The sequence below is a fragment of the uncultured Roseibium sp. genome, assembly GCF_947499295.1.
In the GTDB taxonomy this organism is placed as follows: Bacteria; Pseudomonadota; Alphaproteobacteria; order Rhizobiales; family Stappiaceae; genus Roseibium.
Genome location: NZ_CANMNP010000002.1, coordinates 246,895 through 262,578, shown reverse-complemented (window position 1 = coordinate 262,578; position 15,684 = coordinate 246,895). Strand labels below are relative to the sequence as shown.

The 15,684-nt window shown below is 54.9% G+C and carries 13 protein-coding genes; 4 read left to right on the top strand and 9 right to left on the bottom strand.

The genetic code is table 11. The annotated features are described in order from the left end of the window. The first annotated feature begins 5 nt into the window (after positions 1-5). From Q0835_RS05315 to Q0835_RS05305, 3 genes are read left to right on the top strand one after another with little or no spacing between them, the layout of a single operon-like run. Positions 6-1,751, top strand: coding sequence for a GMC family oxidoreductase N-terminal domain-containing protein (locus tag Q0835_RS05315; protein WP_366142326.1), 1,746 nt, complete (start codon positions 6-8; stop codon positions 1,749-1,751). After that, positions 1,751-3,238, top strand: coding sequence for an aldehyde dehydrogenase family protein (locus Q0835_RS05310; RefSeq protein WP_298959084.1), 1,488 nt, complete (start codon positions 1,751-1,753; stop codon positions 3,236-3,238). Before Q0835_RS05315 ends, Q0835_RS05310 begins: the two co-directional genes overlap by 1 nt. 9 nt (positions 3,239-3,247) lie before the next feature. After that, the gene (locus Q0835_RS05305; protein WP_298959081.1) at positions 3,248-4,459 is read left to right on the top strand and encodes a mandelate racemase/muconate lactonizing enzyme family protein; all 1,212 of its coding nucleotides are present in this window, start codon (positions 3,248-3,250) and stop codon (positions 4,457-4,459) included. A gap of 34 nt (positions 4,460-4,493) precedes the next feature. On the opposite strand, the gene Q0835_RS05300 is transcribed toward Q0835_RS05305, so the two are convergent. The 6 genes from Q0835_RS05300 to Q0835_RS05275 form a co-directional block, all read right to left on the bottom strand. Beyond that, on the bottom strand, positions 4,494-4,844 hold the full coding sequence (locus tag Q0835_RS05300) for an antibiotic biosynthesis monooxygenase (protein ID WP_298959078.1): 351 nt from the start codon (positions 4,842-4,844) through the stop codon (positions 4,494-4,496). A gap of 188 nt (positions 4,845-5,032) precedes the next feature. Beyond that, complete coding sequence (locus Q0835_RS05295; protein ID WP_298959075.1) at positions 5,033-6,007, bottom strand: MFS transporter; 975 nt, start codon at positions 6,005-6,007, stop codon at positions 5,033-5,035. A gap of 56 nt (positions 6,008-6,063) precedes the next feature. Continuing rightward, positions 6,064-7,137: an ABC transporter ATP-binding protein gene (locus tag Q0835_RS05290; protein WP_298959070.1), complete on the bottom strand. Its 1,074-nt coding sequence runs from the start codon at positions 7,135-7,137 to the stop codon at positions 6,064-6,066. After that, on the bottom strand, positions 7,134-9,344 hold the full coding sequence (locus tag Q0835_RS05285) for an iron ABC transporter permease (protein WP_298959067.1): 2,211 nt from the start codon (positions 9,342-9,344) through the stop codon (positions 7,134-7,136). Before Q0835_RS05285 ends, Q0835_RS05290 begins: the two co-directional genes overlap by 4 nt. Positions 9,345-9,350: 6 nt before the next feature. Then, the gene (locus tag Q0835_RS05280; protein WP_298959502.1) at positions 9,351-10,316 is read right to left on the bottom strand and encodes an ABC transporter substrate-binding protein; all 966 of its coding nucleotides are present in this window, start codon (positions 10,314-10,316) and stop codon (positions 9,351-9,353) included. Positions 10,317-11,293: 977 nt separating this feature from the next. Next, positions 11,294-12,265, bottom strand: a complete 972-nt coding sequence (locus Q0835_RS05275) for a nucleoside recognition domain-containing protein (protein WP_298959064.1) — start codon at positions 12,263-12,265, stop codon at positions 11,294-11,296. A gap of 117 nt (positions 12,266-12,382) precedes the next feature. Between Q0835_RS05275 and Q0835_RS05270 the strand changes: the two genes are divergently transcribed. Continuing rightward, positions 12,383-12,835, top strand: coding sequence for an Lrp/AsnC family transcriptional regulator (locus tag Q0835_RS05270; protein ID WP_298959061.1), 453 nt, complete (start codon positions 12,383-12,385; stop codon positions 12,833-12,835). Positions 12,836-13,040: 205 nt separating this feature from the next. Here the strand turns inward: Q0835_RS05270 and Q0835_RS05265 are convergent, their stop codons facing one another. The 3 genes from Q0835_RS05265 to Q0835_RS05255 are packed head-to-tail and all read right to left on the bottom strand — an operon-like array spanning position 13,041 to position 15,661. Next, positions 13,041-13,892 (bottom strand): carbohydrate ABC transporter permease, encoded by an 852-nt coding sequence (locus Q0835_RS05265; protein ID WP_298959059.1) that lies wholly within the window; start codon positions 13,890-13,892, stop codon positions 13,041-13,043. 3 nt (positions 13,893-13,895) lie between these two features. After that, positions 13,896-14,846: a sugar ABC transporter permease gene (locus tag Q0835_RS05260; RefSeq protein ID WP_298959056.1), complete on the bottom strand. Its 951-nt coding sequence runs from the start codon at positions 14,844-14,846 to the stop codon at positions 13,896-13,898. Then, positions 14,843-15,661, bottom strand: a complete 819-nt coding sequence (locus Q0835_RS05255; RefSeq protein ID WP_298959053.1) for a PHB depolymerase family esterase — start codon at positions 15,659-15,661, stop codon at positions 14,843-14,845. Before Q0835_RS05255 ends, Q0835_RS05260 begins: the two co-directional genes overlap by 4 nt. Between the last annotated feature and the right edge of the window lie 23 nt (positions 15,662-15,684).

Genomic DNA, 15,684 nt, shown 5'->3' with positions numbered 1-15,684 from the left:
GGTAAATGTGCAGACTTGTGCGAATACTTGATTTCCTACAAATTTTTTCGAAGTTACACCAAATAATTTTTCGCTTCATTTTTTTTATCCTCTCGCCGAAATTTATCGAACGAGCAAACAAGCCGACGGCGCATTGCATGCAAACGGTTGACTTCATCATTGTCGGGGCGGGATCCGCCGGATGCATTCTGGCCGAACGCCTGAGCGCGGATCCCAACGTCTCTGTGCTTTTGCTAGAGGCTGGCGGCTCCGATACATCGCCGTGGGTGTCGATACCCCTTGGCTACGGCAAGTTGAACGGGGACGCCAAACGCACCTGGCAATATCAGACCGAACCTGACGGTGGCCTCGACGGTCGCAGCGCATGCTGGCCACGGGGGCGCATTGTCGGTGGATCGGGTTCGATAAATGCGATGGTTTATTGCCGGGGCCTGCCCGGCGATTTTGAGGATTGGGAAACAGCAGGCGCGCAGGGTTGGGGCTGGCAAAGCGTCAAACCGGTCTTCGAGCGGCTCGAAACCAAAGTGTCAGCGGACGGAAAGAAGCACGGGCACGGCCCCATAAAGGTGCAGAACGTCGCCGATCAGATCCACAGCATCAACCGCCATTTTCGAACCGCGGTCCAGGAGGCGGGATTGCCCTGGTGTGACGATCTGAACGGTGACAATCCGGAAGGTGGCGGTGTCTATCAGATCAACACCAGCAACGGACAGCGGTGCTCTTCTGCGCGGGCCTTTCTGCGCCCTGCCCTAAAACGCCGAAACCTGAGTTTGCGCACGAATGCACAGGTCAAACGTATTCTTTTTGAAAACACAAAAGCCACCGGCATTGAACTGCTTGATGGCCTTCGGTTCTTTGCACGACGGGAAGTCATCCTGGCAGCCGGAGCGATCGGCTCACCTCAGCTTCTTCAGGTTTCCGGTGTCGGACCGGGCAAACTGCTGAACGAATTTGGCATTCCAATCATCCTGGCCAACGACAATGTCGGTGGCAATCTGCAAGATCACCTGTCCTCGAAGTTTACGTTCCGCGCAAAGGAGCCGACACTAAACGCAGTGCTGCGCCCGGCATTCGGTCGGACATTCGCGGCAATCCAATATGCACTAACGCGCAAAGGCCCTCTATCGCTCTCGGTCAATCAGTGCGGCGGTTTCTTCCGCTCAAGCCGCGAATTGAACCGGCCGGACCAGCAGCTTTATTTCAACCCGATCAGCTACCAGTTGGTGGCAGACAAGGATCAGACCCGGCTGGCCATCGACCCGTTCAACGGTTTCATTATCTGCGCGCAGCCAACCCGTCCGACCAGCCGGGGGCATATTGCCATCAAAAGCGCTGACCCCGCTGTTCCACCTGCAATTCAACCGAATTCGCTTTCAACCGAAGAAGACCGCCTGGCCGTAATCGATGGCGGCCGGCTCTGCCAGAGGCTGATGGCAAGCGACGCCTTGAGCGGACTTGTCGAAGGCCCGGTTGCACCCGATCTCGGAATGCTCGATGACGAGGGCATTCTTGCTGATTTCAAGTCCCGCGCGAGCACTGTCTACCACCCGGTTTCCACGTGCCGGATGGGAGGAAATTCAGAAACGAGCGTCGTCGACAGCCGCTTGAAGGTTCACGGCGTGCAGCGCCTGCGTATCGTTGATGCTTCGGCCTTTCCCAATATCACTTCGGGCAACACAAACGCCCCGACCATGATGCTGGCCCTGAAGGGGGCCGATCTCATTCTTGAAGATCAGAAGAAAGCCAATTGATGACAGCTCAAACAATTGCCGACGACTACCTTTCCAGCGGACAGCTGAGAGCGCTGCCCGAAGGTCATTTCATAAACGGAAAGCTGACGCCTGCTTCAAACCGGAAGATGCAGAGCTTCGACCCAGGACTTGCCGAACCCTTTGCCGAGTTTTCACTAGGCAGTGCTCAGGACCTGGATCACGCGATTGACACCGCTGAAAAGGCCGCCAGACACTGGCGGAAAGTGACACCTGCAGAGCGCTGCCGCGTACTCAACAACGTTGCCCGCCTATTTCGCGATAATGCCGACCGGCTGTCGGTGATTGAAGTTGTCGACAGCGGCAAGACCCTTTCGGAGGCGTCCGGTGACGTCCAGGCATCCGCGCGCCTTTTTGAATATTACGCAGGTGCAGCCGACAAGCTTGATGGCAGATCTGTCAATTTGGGTCCAGACCAGACCGCTTTTACGGTGCGTGAACCGGTCGGCGTGACCGGGCATATCATTCCCTGGAACTACCCGACCTCGACCTTTGCCCGCGGTGTTGCTCCTGCTCTTGCGGCCGGATGCTCAGTTGTTGCCAAACCTGCCGAAACAACACCCTTCACCGCACTGGTCATGGCAGAACTGCTTTCAGAAGCAGGCGTGCCCGATGGGCTCGTGAATGTCGTGACAGGCCTCGGCACCGATGTCGGTGCAATGATGGCACGGGACCCGCGCATCAAACAGCTTACCTTTACAGGTTCGGTTTCAACCGGTGTCAATGTTGCTCAGATCGCGGCACCGAATGTCACGCGCCTGACGCTGGAACTTGGTGGCAAGTCGCCGTTGATCGCCTTCGAAGATGCAGACCCTGAAAAGGTGGCCGACGGCGCTTATTGGGCAATCTTCTCCAATTCGGGTCAGATTTGTTCAGCTGGATCGAGGCTTGTTTTGCATTCATCCTTGCGCGATGAGGTGCTGGCCCTGCTGATGGAAAGAGCTGCCCGGATCAAACCCGGACACGGCCTGTCGCATCCCGACATGGGCGCAATCAACTCCGACCTGCACCTCTCGCGGATCCAGCGTCATGTTGAAGCGGCCAGGGCACGCGGAGCCAATATCCTGACCGGAGGCAGCGTCACGACGGATGAAAGAACCGGGAAAGGCTGGTTCTTTGAGCCGACGGTTATTGCCGACCTTTCCCCTGAGGACCCCGCTGTGCAGGAGGAAATCTTCGGTCCAGTGCTCTCGGTACAAATGTTCAACACGGAAGATGAGGCGATTGCACTTGCGAACGGCACCGACTTCGGTCTGATTTCAAGTGTCTACACAAGAGATGTCGGTCGCGCGATGCGCGTTGCCAGCGCAATGGATTGTGGCCAGGTTTCGATCAACGACTATTGGGCCGGCGGACTGGAACTGCCTTTCGGAGGAAATAAAAAATCCGGTTATGGCCGTGAAAAAGGCTGGGAAGGGCTCGACGCCTATACCAAAGTGAAATCCATCACTATCAGCAATGCCAGCTAGGCGAGATCCATGAAACTCGACCAAATCGAGACATTTGTCGTCGCAAATCCTCCTCCCCGTCATGGAGGCCGCTATTTCATTTTCGTCAAGCTGGTCACCGGTTGCGGGATCACAGGCTACGGCGAGATCTATAACGCCACCTTCGGGCCTCACCTGGTGGCTGCGATGGCGAAGGATGTTTTCGAGCGCCAATTCCTGGGCGCCGATCCGCATCATATTGAGAAGCTTTGGCACAAGACCTATGGCGCTGGTTATACACAGCGACCTGATGTCACCGTCATGGGAGTACTCTCCGGCCTCGAGATGGCGTGCTGGGACATTATCGGCAAGGCAGCCGGAAAACCCGCATATGAATTGCTCGGCGGGAAAGTTCACGAGCGACTTCGGTCCTATACCTATCTTTATCCCGCCGACGGTGACGTCTATCCAGATCCCGAGCAGCCGAATGTCTACAATGATCCGGCTCTGGCAGCGGACGCGGCAAGCAAAGCCGTTGAACAGGGGTTCACGGCAGTCAAGTTCGATCCCGCCGGTGCATACACGATCTTTGACGGTCATCAGCCGAGCCTCGATGACCTGGACCGATCCGAAGCCTTCTGCAAGTTCATTCGTGAGGCTGTCGGCTCAAAGGCCGACCTGCTTTTTGGCACTCATGGCCAATTTACCGTCTCGGGAGCCAAACGCCTTGCCAGGCGCATAGAGGCTTATGATCCACTCTGGTTCGAAGAGCCTATCCCGCCTGAAAAGCCGGAAGACATGGCTAAGGTTGCCCGTTTCACGTCGATCCCTGTTGCAACCGGTGAACGTCTTTGCACGAAGTACGAGTTTTCACGCGTTCTGGAGACAGGCGCAGCCAGCATATTGCAGATGAATCTCGGCCGTGTCGGCGGGCTCCTGGAAGGCAAGAAAATCGCCGCCATGGCGGAGTGCCATTCCGCCCAGGTGGCACCGCATCTTTACTGTGGGCCACTTGTTGCACTTGCCAACATTCAGCTGGCCACCTGCAGCCCCAATTTTCTGGTCCTGGAGTCGATCCGCACATTCGATGGCTTCTATGCTGATCTTTTGACGAAGCCGATCTGTTGGGACGGCGGCTATGTAATCCCATCAACCGAACCGGGTCTTGGACACGACCTGAATGAAGACGTCGCGCGATCACACCCTTACGAGGGCAACGAACTGCATCTCGGCCTTCAGGAAGTTCCAGCGCTGCCTCTTTGACCTGGTCCGTTTGGCCGCCACTATCGACTGCGAGTCAATCCTGTTCTGCCGGTGGCAAACACCAACCGGATGATAAATCAATGTGTTGAATGGAGTGGTCTTCGATCATGTCGCCATAACCTTCCGGCAGGAAGGACTGATCCCATTGATCGCCAAACCGTTGTTTGACGGACTTCATGTCCGACCAAAGAGACGCGAATATGAGCCTGTTTTCCTGCACGCTTACCTCGCGACCGAAGAAGTATCCTTTGTTTCCCGGCTCATTGCGGACGACATCAGCTGACGTCGTGGCAAACTTTGCAAGAAGGCTGTCTACACTTCCATCTTTGACCCTGACTTGGAACAACCGCAAAATCGGGCCCTGCTGAGTTTTGTTCGAGGCCATGCACTTTCCTTTTTCTTTGCCGGATGACGAAAAAATCCTGTTCTCAATTCAAACCCGCCATGCAAATGAACTGCATGATCGAAAGGTCAAGAAAATGCCTCTGGTAAACAGCGATTAAAGCGGTCCAAAGACTGAGGAGGGCAAAAACCGCGAATAGGCAGGCCACGCCCCATAGAATAAGGGACCTGTTAGGCACTGCTCACGGCTCCCTGAATTCTGCTAAATTTGGAAGTTAGTGGTTGCTCATCGATCGGAAGGTGCAGAAAGGCAGCCATGATGCCGGCCAGAACCACGCACCACCACATGATGTCGTAGTTGCCTGTCTGCTCGAATACGAGCCCACCGAGCCAGGCACCCAGGAAGCTTCCAATTTGGTGCATGAAGAATACGATGCCAATCAGTGTCGCGAGATACCGGGGGCCAAAGACCTGGGCAACGATGCCGGTGGTAAGCGGTACTGTTCCAAGCCAGGTAAAACCCATCACCGCGGCGAACAAGAGAGTTGAGACATCAGAGGGCGGCAGCAGCACGAAGGTGGCAACAGCGGCGGCCCGGGCCAGGTAAAGACCTACAAGGATCTTTTTCTTGCTGATGTGATCGCCAACGACACCGCATATGAACGTTCCGGCGATGTTGGTCGCACCTATCGTCGCAAGAGCAGCGCCACCAAGCCAGGCTCCCAGATTTCTGTCCAACAGGTATGCCGGCAAATGTGTCCCGATAAATGCAAGCTGGAACCCGCAAACAAAGAAACCGAGTACCAGCAATACAAAACCTTTATGCCTGAGCGCCTCGAAGAGTGCTTCGGTGAGCGACTGCTCTGTCCCCTGAGCCTCAGTGCGCCCGGACAGCATCGGTGCCAGCAAGCAGATCGTCACTGCGACAAGACCCAGGCTGACAAATGCTAAGGACCAATTCACGCTGTCGATCAGGCTCAATGTGACGGGAACACTTAGAAAGATCCCCAAGGAGCCGCCCAGTGAGGCAATGCCGAGCGCCGAGGTACGTCGTTCTGGAGGAAATTTGCGTCCGACCGCGCCCAGGACCACAGCATATGTTGTTGCGCTGAGACCGATACCGACAAGGACACCTAATCCCAACACCAATCCAAGCGCGCTCGAAACGGCCGACGCGCACAGACCCTGACGGAATAGATTGTTCAATATGCCTTGGTCCAACTTTCGATGGAAAGACGGTTCAATCGATCGCAAGGAAAGACTTATTCAGCCGCCAAGAGCACAGGACCCGATTTTGCGAAAGAAAGCCTCAGGTCCGACCCCACTTCCAGCGTCTGATCCACATTGTCCTGCACCGCAAAGACCTGACCGAACTCGCCCTCAAGTGTGTATTCCATTCGAACGCCGACATAGGTCGCCTTGGCAACGCGCGCAGGCATGCCTGCAGCTTCCCCCAAAACCAGCCGTGACGGTCGCACAGCAATGGATGCAGCGCCTTTTGACAAACCGCGCGAGGCCAGCTTGTAGCGGTACCCGCAAACATCCACAGTTGCGGTTTCGCCCTGAACGTCCATGATCTCGCATGGGATCAAATTCGCTTCACCAATGAAATCGGCAACGAATGCATCAACCGGTTGGTCATAGAGCGCCCGCGGCGTGCCTATTTGAGCAATCGATGCATTGCGCATGACGACAATCTCATCTGAAACCGCGAGTGCTTCCTCCTGATCGTGCGTGACGTATACCACCGTCAAGCCAAGATCTTGCTGGATTGCCCGAATGTCTTCGCGGACCTGTCGGCGCAATTTTGCATCAAGGTTCGACAAGGGTTCGTCAAACAGCAGCACCTGAGGCTCCAGAACAAGAGCACGGGCGACCGCGACACGTTGCTGTTGACCGCCGGACAATTCGCTTGGCAAACGCTCGCCGAAGCCCTTCAAACCGACCAGTTCCAGCCCTTCAAGCGCCCGGGATCGCGCTTCGGCCTTGTCGAAACCTGAAAATGTCAGGCCATACATCACGTTTTCCAGAACACTCATGTGTGGAAACAGTGCGTAGGACTGGAACACCATCGACACATCACGATCCGTTGCCGGCAACCTTGTGACCTCTGTATCCCCGATGAGAATGCGCCCCGAACTGGCCATCTCCAGTCCCGCGATCATGCGGAGCGTCGTGGTCTTGCCACAACCGGATGGGCCCAGAAGCGTTACAAGTTTTCCCGCTTCGATATCCAGGTCGATGTTGTCGACTGCGACCACATCCTTCCCGAAAACCTTGGACACCTTTTCGAACCTGACCGGCGCGGCCTTGCTGCGAATGTGTGTTTCGCTCATGTCGCCCCCTTCATTTCGACGTGTTTTCGACGCCCGATCTGCACACGGCCTACCAGCAACTGCAGCAGGCCGACGGCTGCCAGCATGACAAAGATCAGTGTCGTGGAATAGGCAATGGCGAGACCGTAGTCGTTGTTTTCCACCCGCCCGATAATGTAACTGGTCGCCATGTCATATTCTGCTGAAACCAGAAAAATTACGGCGGAAATGGCAGTCATCGCCCGCACGAAACTGTAGACCAAAGCGGCCAGGATCGCTGGTCGCAACAAGGGCAGGATCACTCTTCGGAAGGTTTGCCATGAATTGGCTCCGAGCGTGAGCGAGCTCTCGTCGAGCGACTTGTCGATCTGCGACATGCTTGCGATCCCCGCTCGCACGCCGACCGGCATGTTCCTGAAGATGAAACTCACGACGAGGATAATGCCCGTCCCGGTGATTTCTATCGGAGGCACGTTGAAGGCCAAGATGTAGCTCACACCGATGACCGTTCCGGGAATGGCGAAGGACAGCATCGTGCCGAACTCGAACGAGTTCTTGCCGGCGAAATTCTGCCGGGTCAGCAAATAGGCTGTCACCAATCCAACGGCCGCCGTCAGCGGTGCCGCAATGGCAGCTATGGTAATTGTTGTCCAAAAACTGTCCCAGGCAGCGCCGGTCCATCGTATCCCTTCTTCGGCAAACCGAACCGAGAACGCTGTCACATAGTGCTTGAATGTCAGAGAATTGTTGACGCCCCAGAGCTCAACAACACTGCCATACATGATCATCGCATAGACCACGGCGGTGAAAGCGGCCCAGGCAAGCGCAAGGGTCAGAACCGGGACCGCAAGGCCTTTTGGCATCAAAGGGTGTACGCCCGCATCTCCCTTGCCAGAGACTGTCGTGTAGCTCTTCTTACCCAGCCAGGCCCGTTGGGCGTAAAACGCCGAGAGCGTGAAAAAGAGCAGAACCATTGCGAGCACCGCTGCACGCCCTTGATCATATTGCGCGCCGACAATGGCAAAGAAAATCTCGGTCGACAAAACATCAAAGTTTCCGCCCAGAACCAACGGATTGCCGAAATCGGCCATGCTTTCGATGAAACCGAGCAGAAATGCGTTTGCGAGCCCCGGACGCATGAGCGGTAAGGAAACAGTTCTGAAGGTCTGCCAACGGTTTGCCCGAAGCGTCTGCGCGGCTTCTTCCATTGAAGGAGAGACGCCTTCAACAACACCGATGAGGACCAGAAAGGCAATCGGCGTGAATGCAAGCGTCTGGGCAATAAGCACTCCAGGCAGACCATACAGCCAACGCGTCGGCTGCACGCCAAACAATTCGGAAACATAGACCGTAATCGTGCCGGAAAGACCAAAGAGCAATATTAGCGCTAGTCCAATGACGAATGGCGGCGTGATGATCGGCAACACCGTCAGTGCCCGCATCACTCGTTTGTAACGGAAGCCCGACCGGGTCACGACGAGCGCAAACGCAAGGCCCAAAAGCGTTGTGATCAATCCAACCAGAACAGCGAGAAAAAGGGAGTTCCATGCTGCTCCGCAACGCGCGCCAGCCAGGCAGCCCAGGCCCCAGATCCGGTCGTTGAAGAACTTGTCGAAAAAGACCAAAATCGAGTAAGCGCCGTCATCTGTGACGAAGGCGGCAAACAGCATTTTTGCAATTGGAAAGAAGACAAATGCCGTGACAATTGCGATGACGCCACCAATGGCACTAACGACAAAGACATCGCCGTTGACAGCTCCGCGCGCCGCGATGCCTTGCGTCAGCAGAAAAAGGTAGGCTGACGCGCAAAGCATCGCGCCGTATCCCATGCCAAACTGCCGATCGTCCAACGGGCCGAAGGCCGCATTCATCCATTCGAAATTGTACCCGCGGATGCCAATGGAAAAACCCTGGGCAATCATCCACGCAAAGCCGATCGATCCGGCAAGCACAAGCAAACGGGCATAGGCCGGATCCGACTTTGAGCACCGCAACGCAAACAGCGGAAGCACCAGCGGGATCAAAAGGGGTGCCAGCCACAGTTTTTCGCCCTGTGCGATCAAAAACGCGGCAGGCGCATAGTCGTCGTCGAAAGGGTAGCCGTCGATCAGCCACTCAAACGACCAAAAGCCGTCCTCGATGCCGTACCAGGGCAGCAGACAGAAGCCTACCCACCCGGCAATGATCCAGAAGATCAGAACCGGGGGAGCTTTATTTGGTTTGGTCAAAGTCACTTACTGCGGCAGCGTGGATACGTCCTCGTCCCATTTCTGCAAGAGGCGCTTACGCTCATCCGACGACCCATATTTCTTGAAGTCGTAGTCGATCAGCTTGATCTGGCTCATGTCAGGTGCGCTTTCGGAGGTCTCCGCACTTTTGTTGGACGGCACCTGGAACGCGTTCACCTCAAGCGCAAGGTTTTGGGCCTCAGGGCTCAACGCCCAGTCATAAAACTTCTTTGCCTCGTCGATGTTGCGGGCACCGTCAATGATCGACATCGAACCAATCTCGTAGCCGGTTCCTTCGCACGGGGCGACGACTTTCACCGGGAAACCGGAGACGGCCTGCTTGACGGCATCATGCATGAAAACAATACCAATGGTGTTTTCGCCGCGACCGGCAGCCTTGATCGGAGCGGAACCGGATTTGGTATACTGGTTGATGTTGGCGTGGAGGCCCTTCATGAATTCAAAGCCCTCGTCCTCACCAAAAATCTGCACCATGGAGGCAAGCGTCGTGTAAGCGGTGCCGGAAGAGTTCGGGTTTGCCATCTGGACATGACCCTTGTATTCGGGTTTCAGAAGGTCCTTCCAACATGCCGGCTCCGGCAGATTGTTTGCGGCCAGAAGATCGCTGTTGTAGCCGTATCCGAGTGCACCGGAATAGATCCCGATTGTCCTGTTTCCTGCGCTTTCAGCCTGGCTAATTGCCCAGTCGTGCAGCTGATCCCGCATGGGAGAAACATATTCGGCGGTCAGGCCTTCCTCAGCAGCTTGCAAATGCGGATCACCGGTGCCACCCCACCAAACGTCTCCTTTTGGATTGGAAGACTCGGCGCGGATCTGTGCGAAGGTTTCACCTGAAGACTTGCGTGTCATATTGACGTCGATGCCGGTTGCATCTTCGAAACTGCGCGCCATCAACTGGCACCAGTCCTCCTGCGCACTGCAGTAAAGGGTGAGTTTGTCGGCGTGAGCCATCGATGCGCTGGCTGCAAACACCACAAGCGAACCTGCAAAAACTGCGGCTTTTCTGTTCATTTCTGTTCCTCCCTGAACATTGTATTCCAACCGGTTTTCCGGCTTTCTTTTGGACCCCAACAACGTTTCGCGAAGTCTCACGGGGCAAGGCAAGCGCCAATTTGGATCGATGTCTCCACACTTCGTTGCGGTAAAACCGATATTGTGAGCCGCTTGCGGGCAATTGGGTAAAACCCAACTGTTTGAGCATTCTCCTTGATTTTCAGACAGCACCCCCAACGCTGGTCAGACCTAGGGTTTCCGGAATCTTCACGGTTGAATACCCAAGAGACAGGTCATTCTTGCTGGACCTCCGTCCTTTTTCGGATCCCTCCCGATCGTCTTTGCCTGAACGGCGGTTAGAGCTCCGCAAACCCGGAGTTTAGTCACTGCTTTCAACGCCTTCGTCTTGGGACTTCTCCCTTGTCATCCGTCCCTGAAGCCGACATTTTTTTGGCGACGTTGTTTGTTCAATCACCCTGGATGCGTCGCTGTTTTCCGAATGCCTAAAAATTTTCTGACAGACACATCTTTCTGGCATCGATTATCAGCACCAGCTTGAAAGCTTTGCAACTAAATTTATCCAAAACACTGAGTTTCTTATAAAAAAAAGATTAGTAAGCAAAATATAAAAGCTGAATTTCATTACCAGGAGATGAGGCTACCACCGCCCGGCATCCGGCAGTTGGTAAGGCTGAGGGCCTTGATGCATCAAGGTTCACCCGTTTGAACGCAACAGCTGCGCCCCCTGAAAGGCAATCAGATGAGCGGGCGAATTGTTCGACTGAAAACCAACCGACCTCAATGAGGGACTGCCCGATCCCGGGAGTTGTTCGGCATGTCATCGCCCAACCTTGGAAGGGCGCTCCCATTCCAGGGACAGGCATGCCTTGTCACCTCTTCTTCAGGCCCATTGCCAAACACCGACAAAGGTTTGCTTACCCAGTTTTTGCCCTCTCTAGCCGGTACATGTGCTGGAAGAAGGCATTGTCAGACAGTCGACGAAGCAGAGCAGCAATGATGGCGGTGGCCGCAATGGCAAAGCAAAGCCGTCCGACCAGCACACCATAAACATCGGCCCCTAGAGCGATCATCAAAAGCGTGTCTTCAATAACGCTGTGCGCAAACCCCATAAACACGCAAGACACAAAAACCTGCCGCGGTGACACCGCGCCTGACCGCGCTTCCCGGATCAGCAGGCCGGCGCCATAAGAGATGCCCAAAAACAGACCCACCGCAGTCAGGTATCCGGCTTCACCGCGAATGCCCGCAAGGCGCAGAACCGGTGCCAAGGCGGACATGATCCATTGCAAAACCCCGGTCACCTTCAGGACTTCCAGGAACCAGAAAAGAGCGACAAGGACGACCAGCATCCAGATCATGGCCTGGGCGAATCCGAAGAAAAACTCGAACCAGTCCGGTGTGGTGCTTAAGGGTATCCAGGCAGGTGCAACCGGAGCAGACAGCCATCCCGTCATTTGCAGTACCGTGTGCAACAGAAATGCATAGAGGAGCCCTCCCACAATGCGCAGCGTTGTCGTGACGGTCATGCCGGGGCCAGCCATCCGGATGATTTTCTGCTCAACGGGCAACCCGTGCGCAAACAAGACAAGCGCAGAAAAAATTGTGACGTCCGCAACACTCAAGGACGAGACGGGCACCAGTGTGAAGAGAAGCGGCACAGCCCCCCAGATCCCAACCAGCATGGCGGTCAGCCAAGCCAGGCCAAGCTCTGAAGGGAGGCCGACAAGGTTCATAACAGGTGCGAAGACTGGCGCGACCACTTCGATCACACCCAGTCTCGAGAGCACCTCGGCTCCGATTGTTATAGGTATCATAACACGCGCCAGTACCCAGTAGATCTCAATTGGTTCAAGCGTTTTTCGGAATATTTTTGCGATGACCGACATTCAAGGCTCCTAAAAAGTTGCCTCAGTCCTAGCTTGGCTCGCTTCGAATTTGTGGTCTAAAATTGCATGGTTTTGCAATTTTATTGCAAAGATTTGCTGAATGAATAGGCTTTTCAGATGGACCGAATAGACCGCAAAATATTGAACTTCATCCAGCACGATGCTTCGCGCACGAATGTGGAACTGGCAGACAAGGTAGGTCTCTCGCCGTCTACCTGTCTGCGCCGCGTGCAGCGGCTCAGAAAAAACGGTTTTATCGATCGCGTGGTCGCCATTTTGAACCCAGCCAAAGCCGGACGGGTTATCAAGGCTATTGTAACCGTTGAACTGAAACTGCACGGCGAACAGCATATGCGCCGCTTTCTGGACAGCGTGGCGGCAGAAGAAGCCGTCTCCAACGCTTATGCGGTCACGGGTGCAAGCGATGTCGTCCTGATGCTTCGATTGCGGGACATGGAGGAATATGACCGTCTGTGCGAGCGTCTGTTTCGCGACCAAAGCAACGTCGCCCGCTTCTTTACAATGGTGGTCATCAAGACCGGCAAGGAAGAAACCGCCATTAGTCTCTGACATGCTTTTAGAGAGTAGATGATCTTCTCCATCGGCTTTCGACGTCGGCAAGGTTCATGAGCGGCACATGAGACTGCATTGAAGGCAATGGATTATCTGCAGTCCAGTGCGAGGCTGACAGACCAACGTCGTCAAAGCGCTCCCGCTCCAAAGAGGTTGAGAGCACATTTGGAAAAACGCAGGCTACCTCAACGCGGCACGAGTGCTACCCCTTGCTCGCCCCGAGTGTGAGCCCGGCCGTGAAGTGTTTTTGCATCAGAAAAAACAAAATGACCGGCGGCAAAGCAGCCAGGAGCGAGGCAGCGGAGACCAGATGATGACGACTGACGAACTGTCCATTCAAGGACTGTATTGCAGCTGTTATCGGGCGCGTATCATTGCTCTGGGTGAGTGAAGTCGCCCAGAAAAAATCATTCCAGACGAATGTGAAAACAAGGATCATCATTGCGGCCAGGACCGGCTTGATCAACGGCAATACAATACGCAAAAAGATCTGCCTTTCGCCGACGCCGTCCAGCCTTGCGGTCTCGATCAGCTCAAACGGAAGTTCCCTGATGAAATTGCGTGCCAGCAAGGTGCAAAATCCGGTTTGAAACGCGGCGTGAAACAAGACCAGACCGGTCGCAGTGTCATAGAGCCCGGTCTCCAGAGCAAGATTGCGGACCGGGACCAGCAGGATTTGAAACGGGACAAAATTTCCGGCCAGAAAGAGCAAAAACACTGTCGCGCCAATCCGGATCCGATGGATTGCAAGTGCGTATCCCGCCAGGGTGGCAATGCAGACAGCCAAGAGCGCGCTTGGTACGGTAATGTTGATCGTATTCAGGAAATGGGAGACAAAATCGGACTCAGTCAGGACAGCACCATAGTTCTGAAAAATCTGGATCTCCGATGGCCACCCCATAATGTTGCCGCGCGTGATATCGGCTTGTGAGCGAACAGACGTCACAAACACAGCCAATAGAGGCAGCAACCAGACAATTACGCAGACAGGTAAAAGCAGATTGTAGAGGTATCTTGTCACCGGCGGCGCATGTTCGATGGGTTTTGGAAACATCGCCTAGTCTTCCGCCTCTGACTTGAGCGTTCGCCAGATGAAGATGCTGAGCACGGTCATGGTCAGCAGGAAGAGCACAACGGCTATGGCTGCTCCATATCCCTGACGGGTGCCGTATTCAGACAGGGCCTGCTCATACATGAAATAGGAAAGCACCCGTGATGAGCCGTAGGGCCCGCCGTCTGTCATGATCACAATGAGGTCGTATGACCGCAGTGCGCCAATAGCCGTCACAAGGAAGGCAATGAACGTCGCCGAACGCAATTGCGGAAGGATGATATAACGCAGCAGTTTCCATCCCTTTGCATTGTCTAGTCTTGCCGCTTCGATCTGGTCCTGTGACAGATTGCAGAGCCCTGTCAGGTAAATCAGGGCGCAAAATGCGGTCTGGGGCCAAAGGCCCGCTGCAATCAGGCCGAAATTGACGAGACCTGGCTCTCCCAGAATTGCAGGGGGTGTTGCCCCCATCCTGTCCCAAAGTTTGCCGACCAGCCCAAAGCGGGGGTCGTAAAACCAAGTGAAAATCAGGCCGACAACGACTTGAGAGATCACAAAGGGAAAGAAAAAGAGCGACCTGTAGAGCCAAACGCCTGGAGCGGTCTGGTTCACAAGCAAAGCGATCCCTAGCCCTGCCGGCAACGCCAACATGAAGAGGCAAAACCAGAGCAGCGTGTTTTGAACAGACACATGGAACCTGGGATCTTCAAGGAGTTCCAGATAGTTGCTTAACCCCACCCACTCGGCTTTGTTCGATGCGCTGAACAGATCTGCTCCCGTCATATCGAAGAACGAAATCCAGATCGAATGCGCGATGGGATAAAGAACAAGAACGGAAAAAACCATAACCGCGGGTGCCAGGAAAAAATAGGCTTTCACATTTCGTGGCACGGAGGGAAAAGAACGGAAAACCGTCTGACGTTCAGCGCGCCCAGCAGCCATTGAGACATTTGTCACGGCTTGCCTGACCGTTGCTCAAACCAATCGAGAGCCTTCTGCATCCAGTCGGTCGGCCAGGTATGGTCACCATCATACAGGCAGAAACGAACCGCGCTGTCTTGCCAGAAACGGCAACTCATTTCATTCGAGACGGCAAACCCGTCCGGCGTATGGCTGTCAACCGCAACTTCCCGCACCAACTTGAGCCCTGCGAAAACGTCACCAGTGCTGACAGGTCCGTAACTCAAACCCTCAAGCGGCATAACGGTGTCTGAGAAGGCATGGATCTGGAAAAGTTGAACGGGTTCGACGCAGGTCTTTGGAAGTGGCGTCCACATAGCGCCGTTGAGAACGACAAATCCGGCAAAGCCTTGTGGCGAATGGCAGGCTGTATCCAGAACGGCGGAACCTCCCATTGAGTATCCAGCAAGCAGGACGCGACTCAAATCCAGGGACAATTCGCCGGCGAGATCTTGAACCGCCGCTCTGGCAAAATCGGCTTGGTTGCGCAACGGGTGTTGCCCGTCGCGCACCGACCAACCATTCTTGGCTCCCTCAAAATTCCGGGTCATTCCGTTCAGCGCGAGAAACACATATCCACGCTCCAACGCAGCGTTGACAAGATTGCGATCCACCTCAATCGTGTTCTCTGCCGAGCTGCCGTAACCATGAAAGTAGACCACGACAGGCAATTGGGAGCCGATGATGTCAGGTGCCTCGTAGCGATAGGTACCTGTTTCCAACCTGCAATCACTTGCATTCCCGCAAGCATTGGCAGCGCCCCCCAGGAGCAGCACAAAAGCTGCATAAAATATGGGATACCAGCTTCTCATTGTGCCTCCTCCAGGCAAAAGAA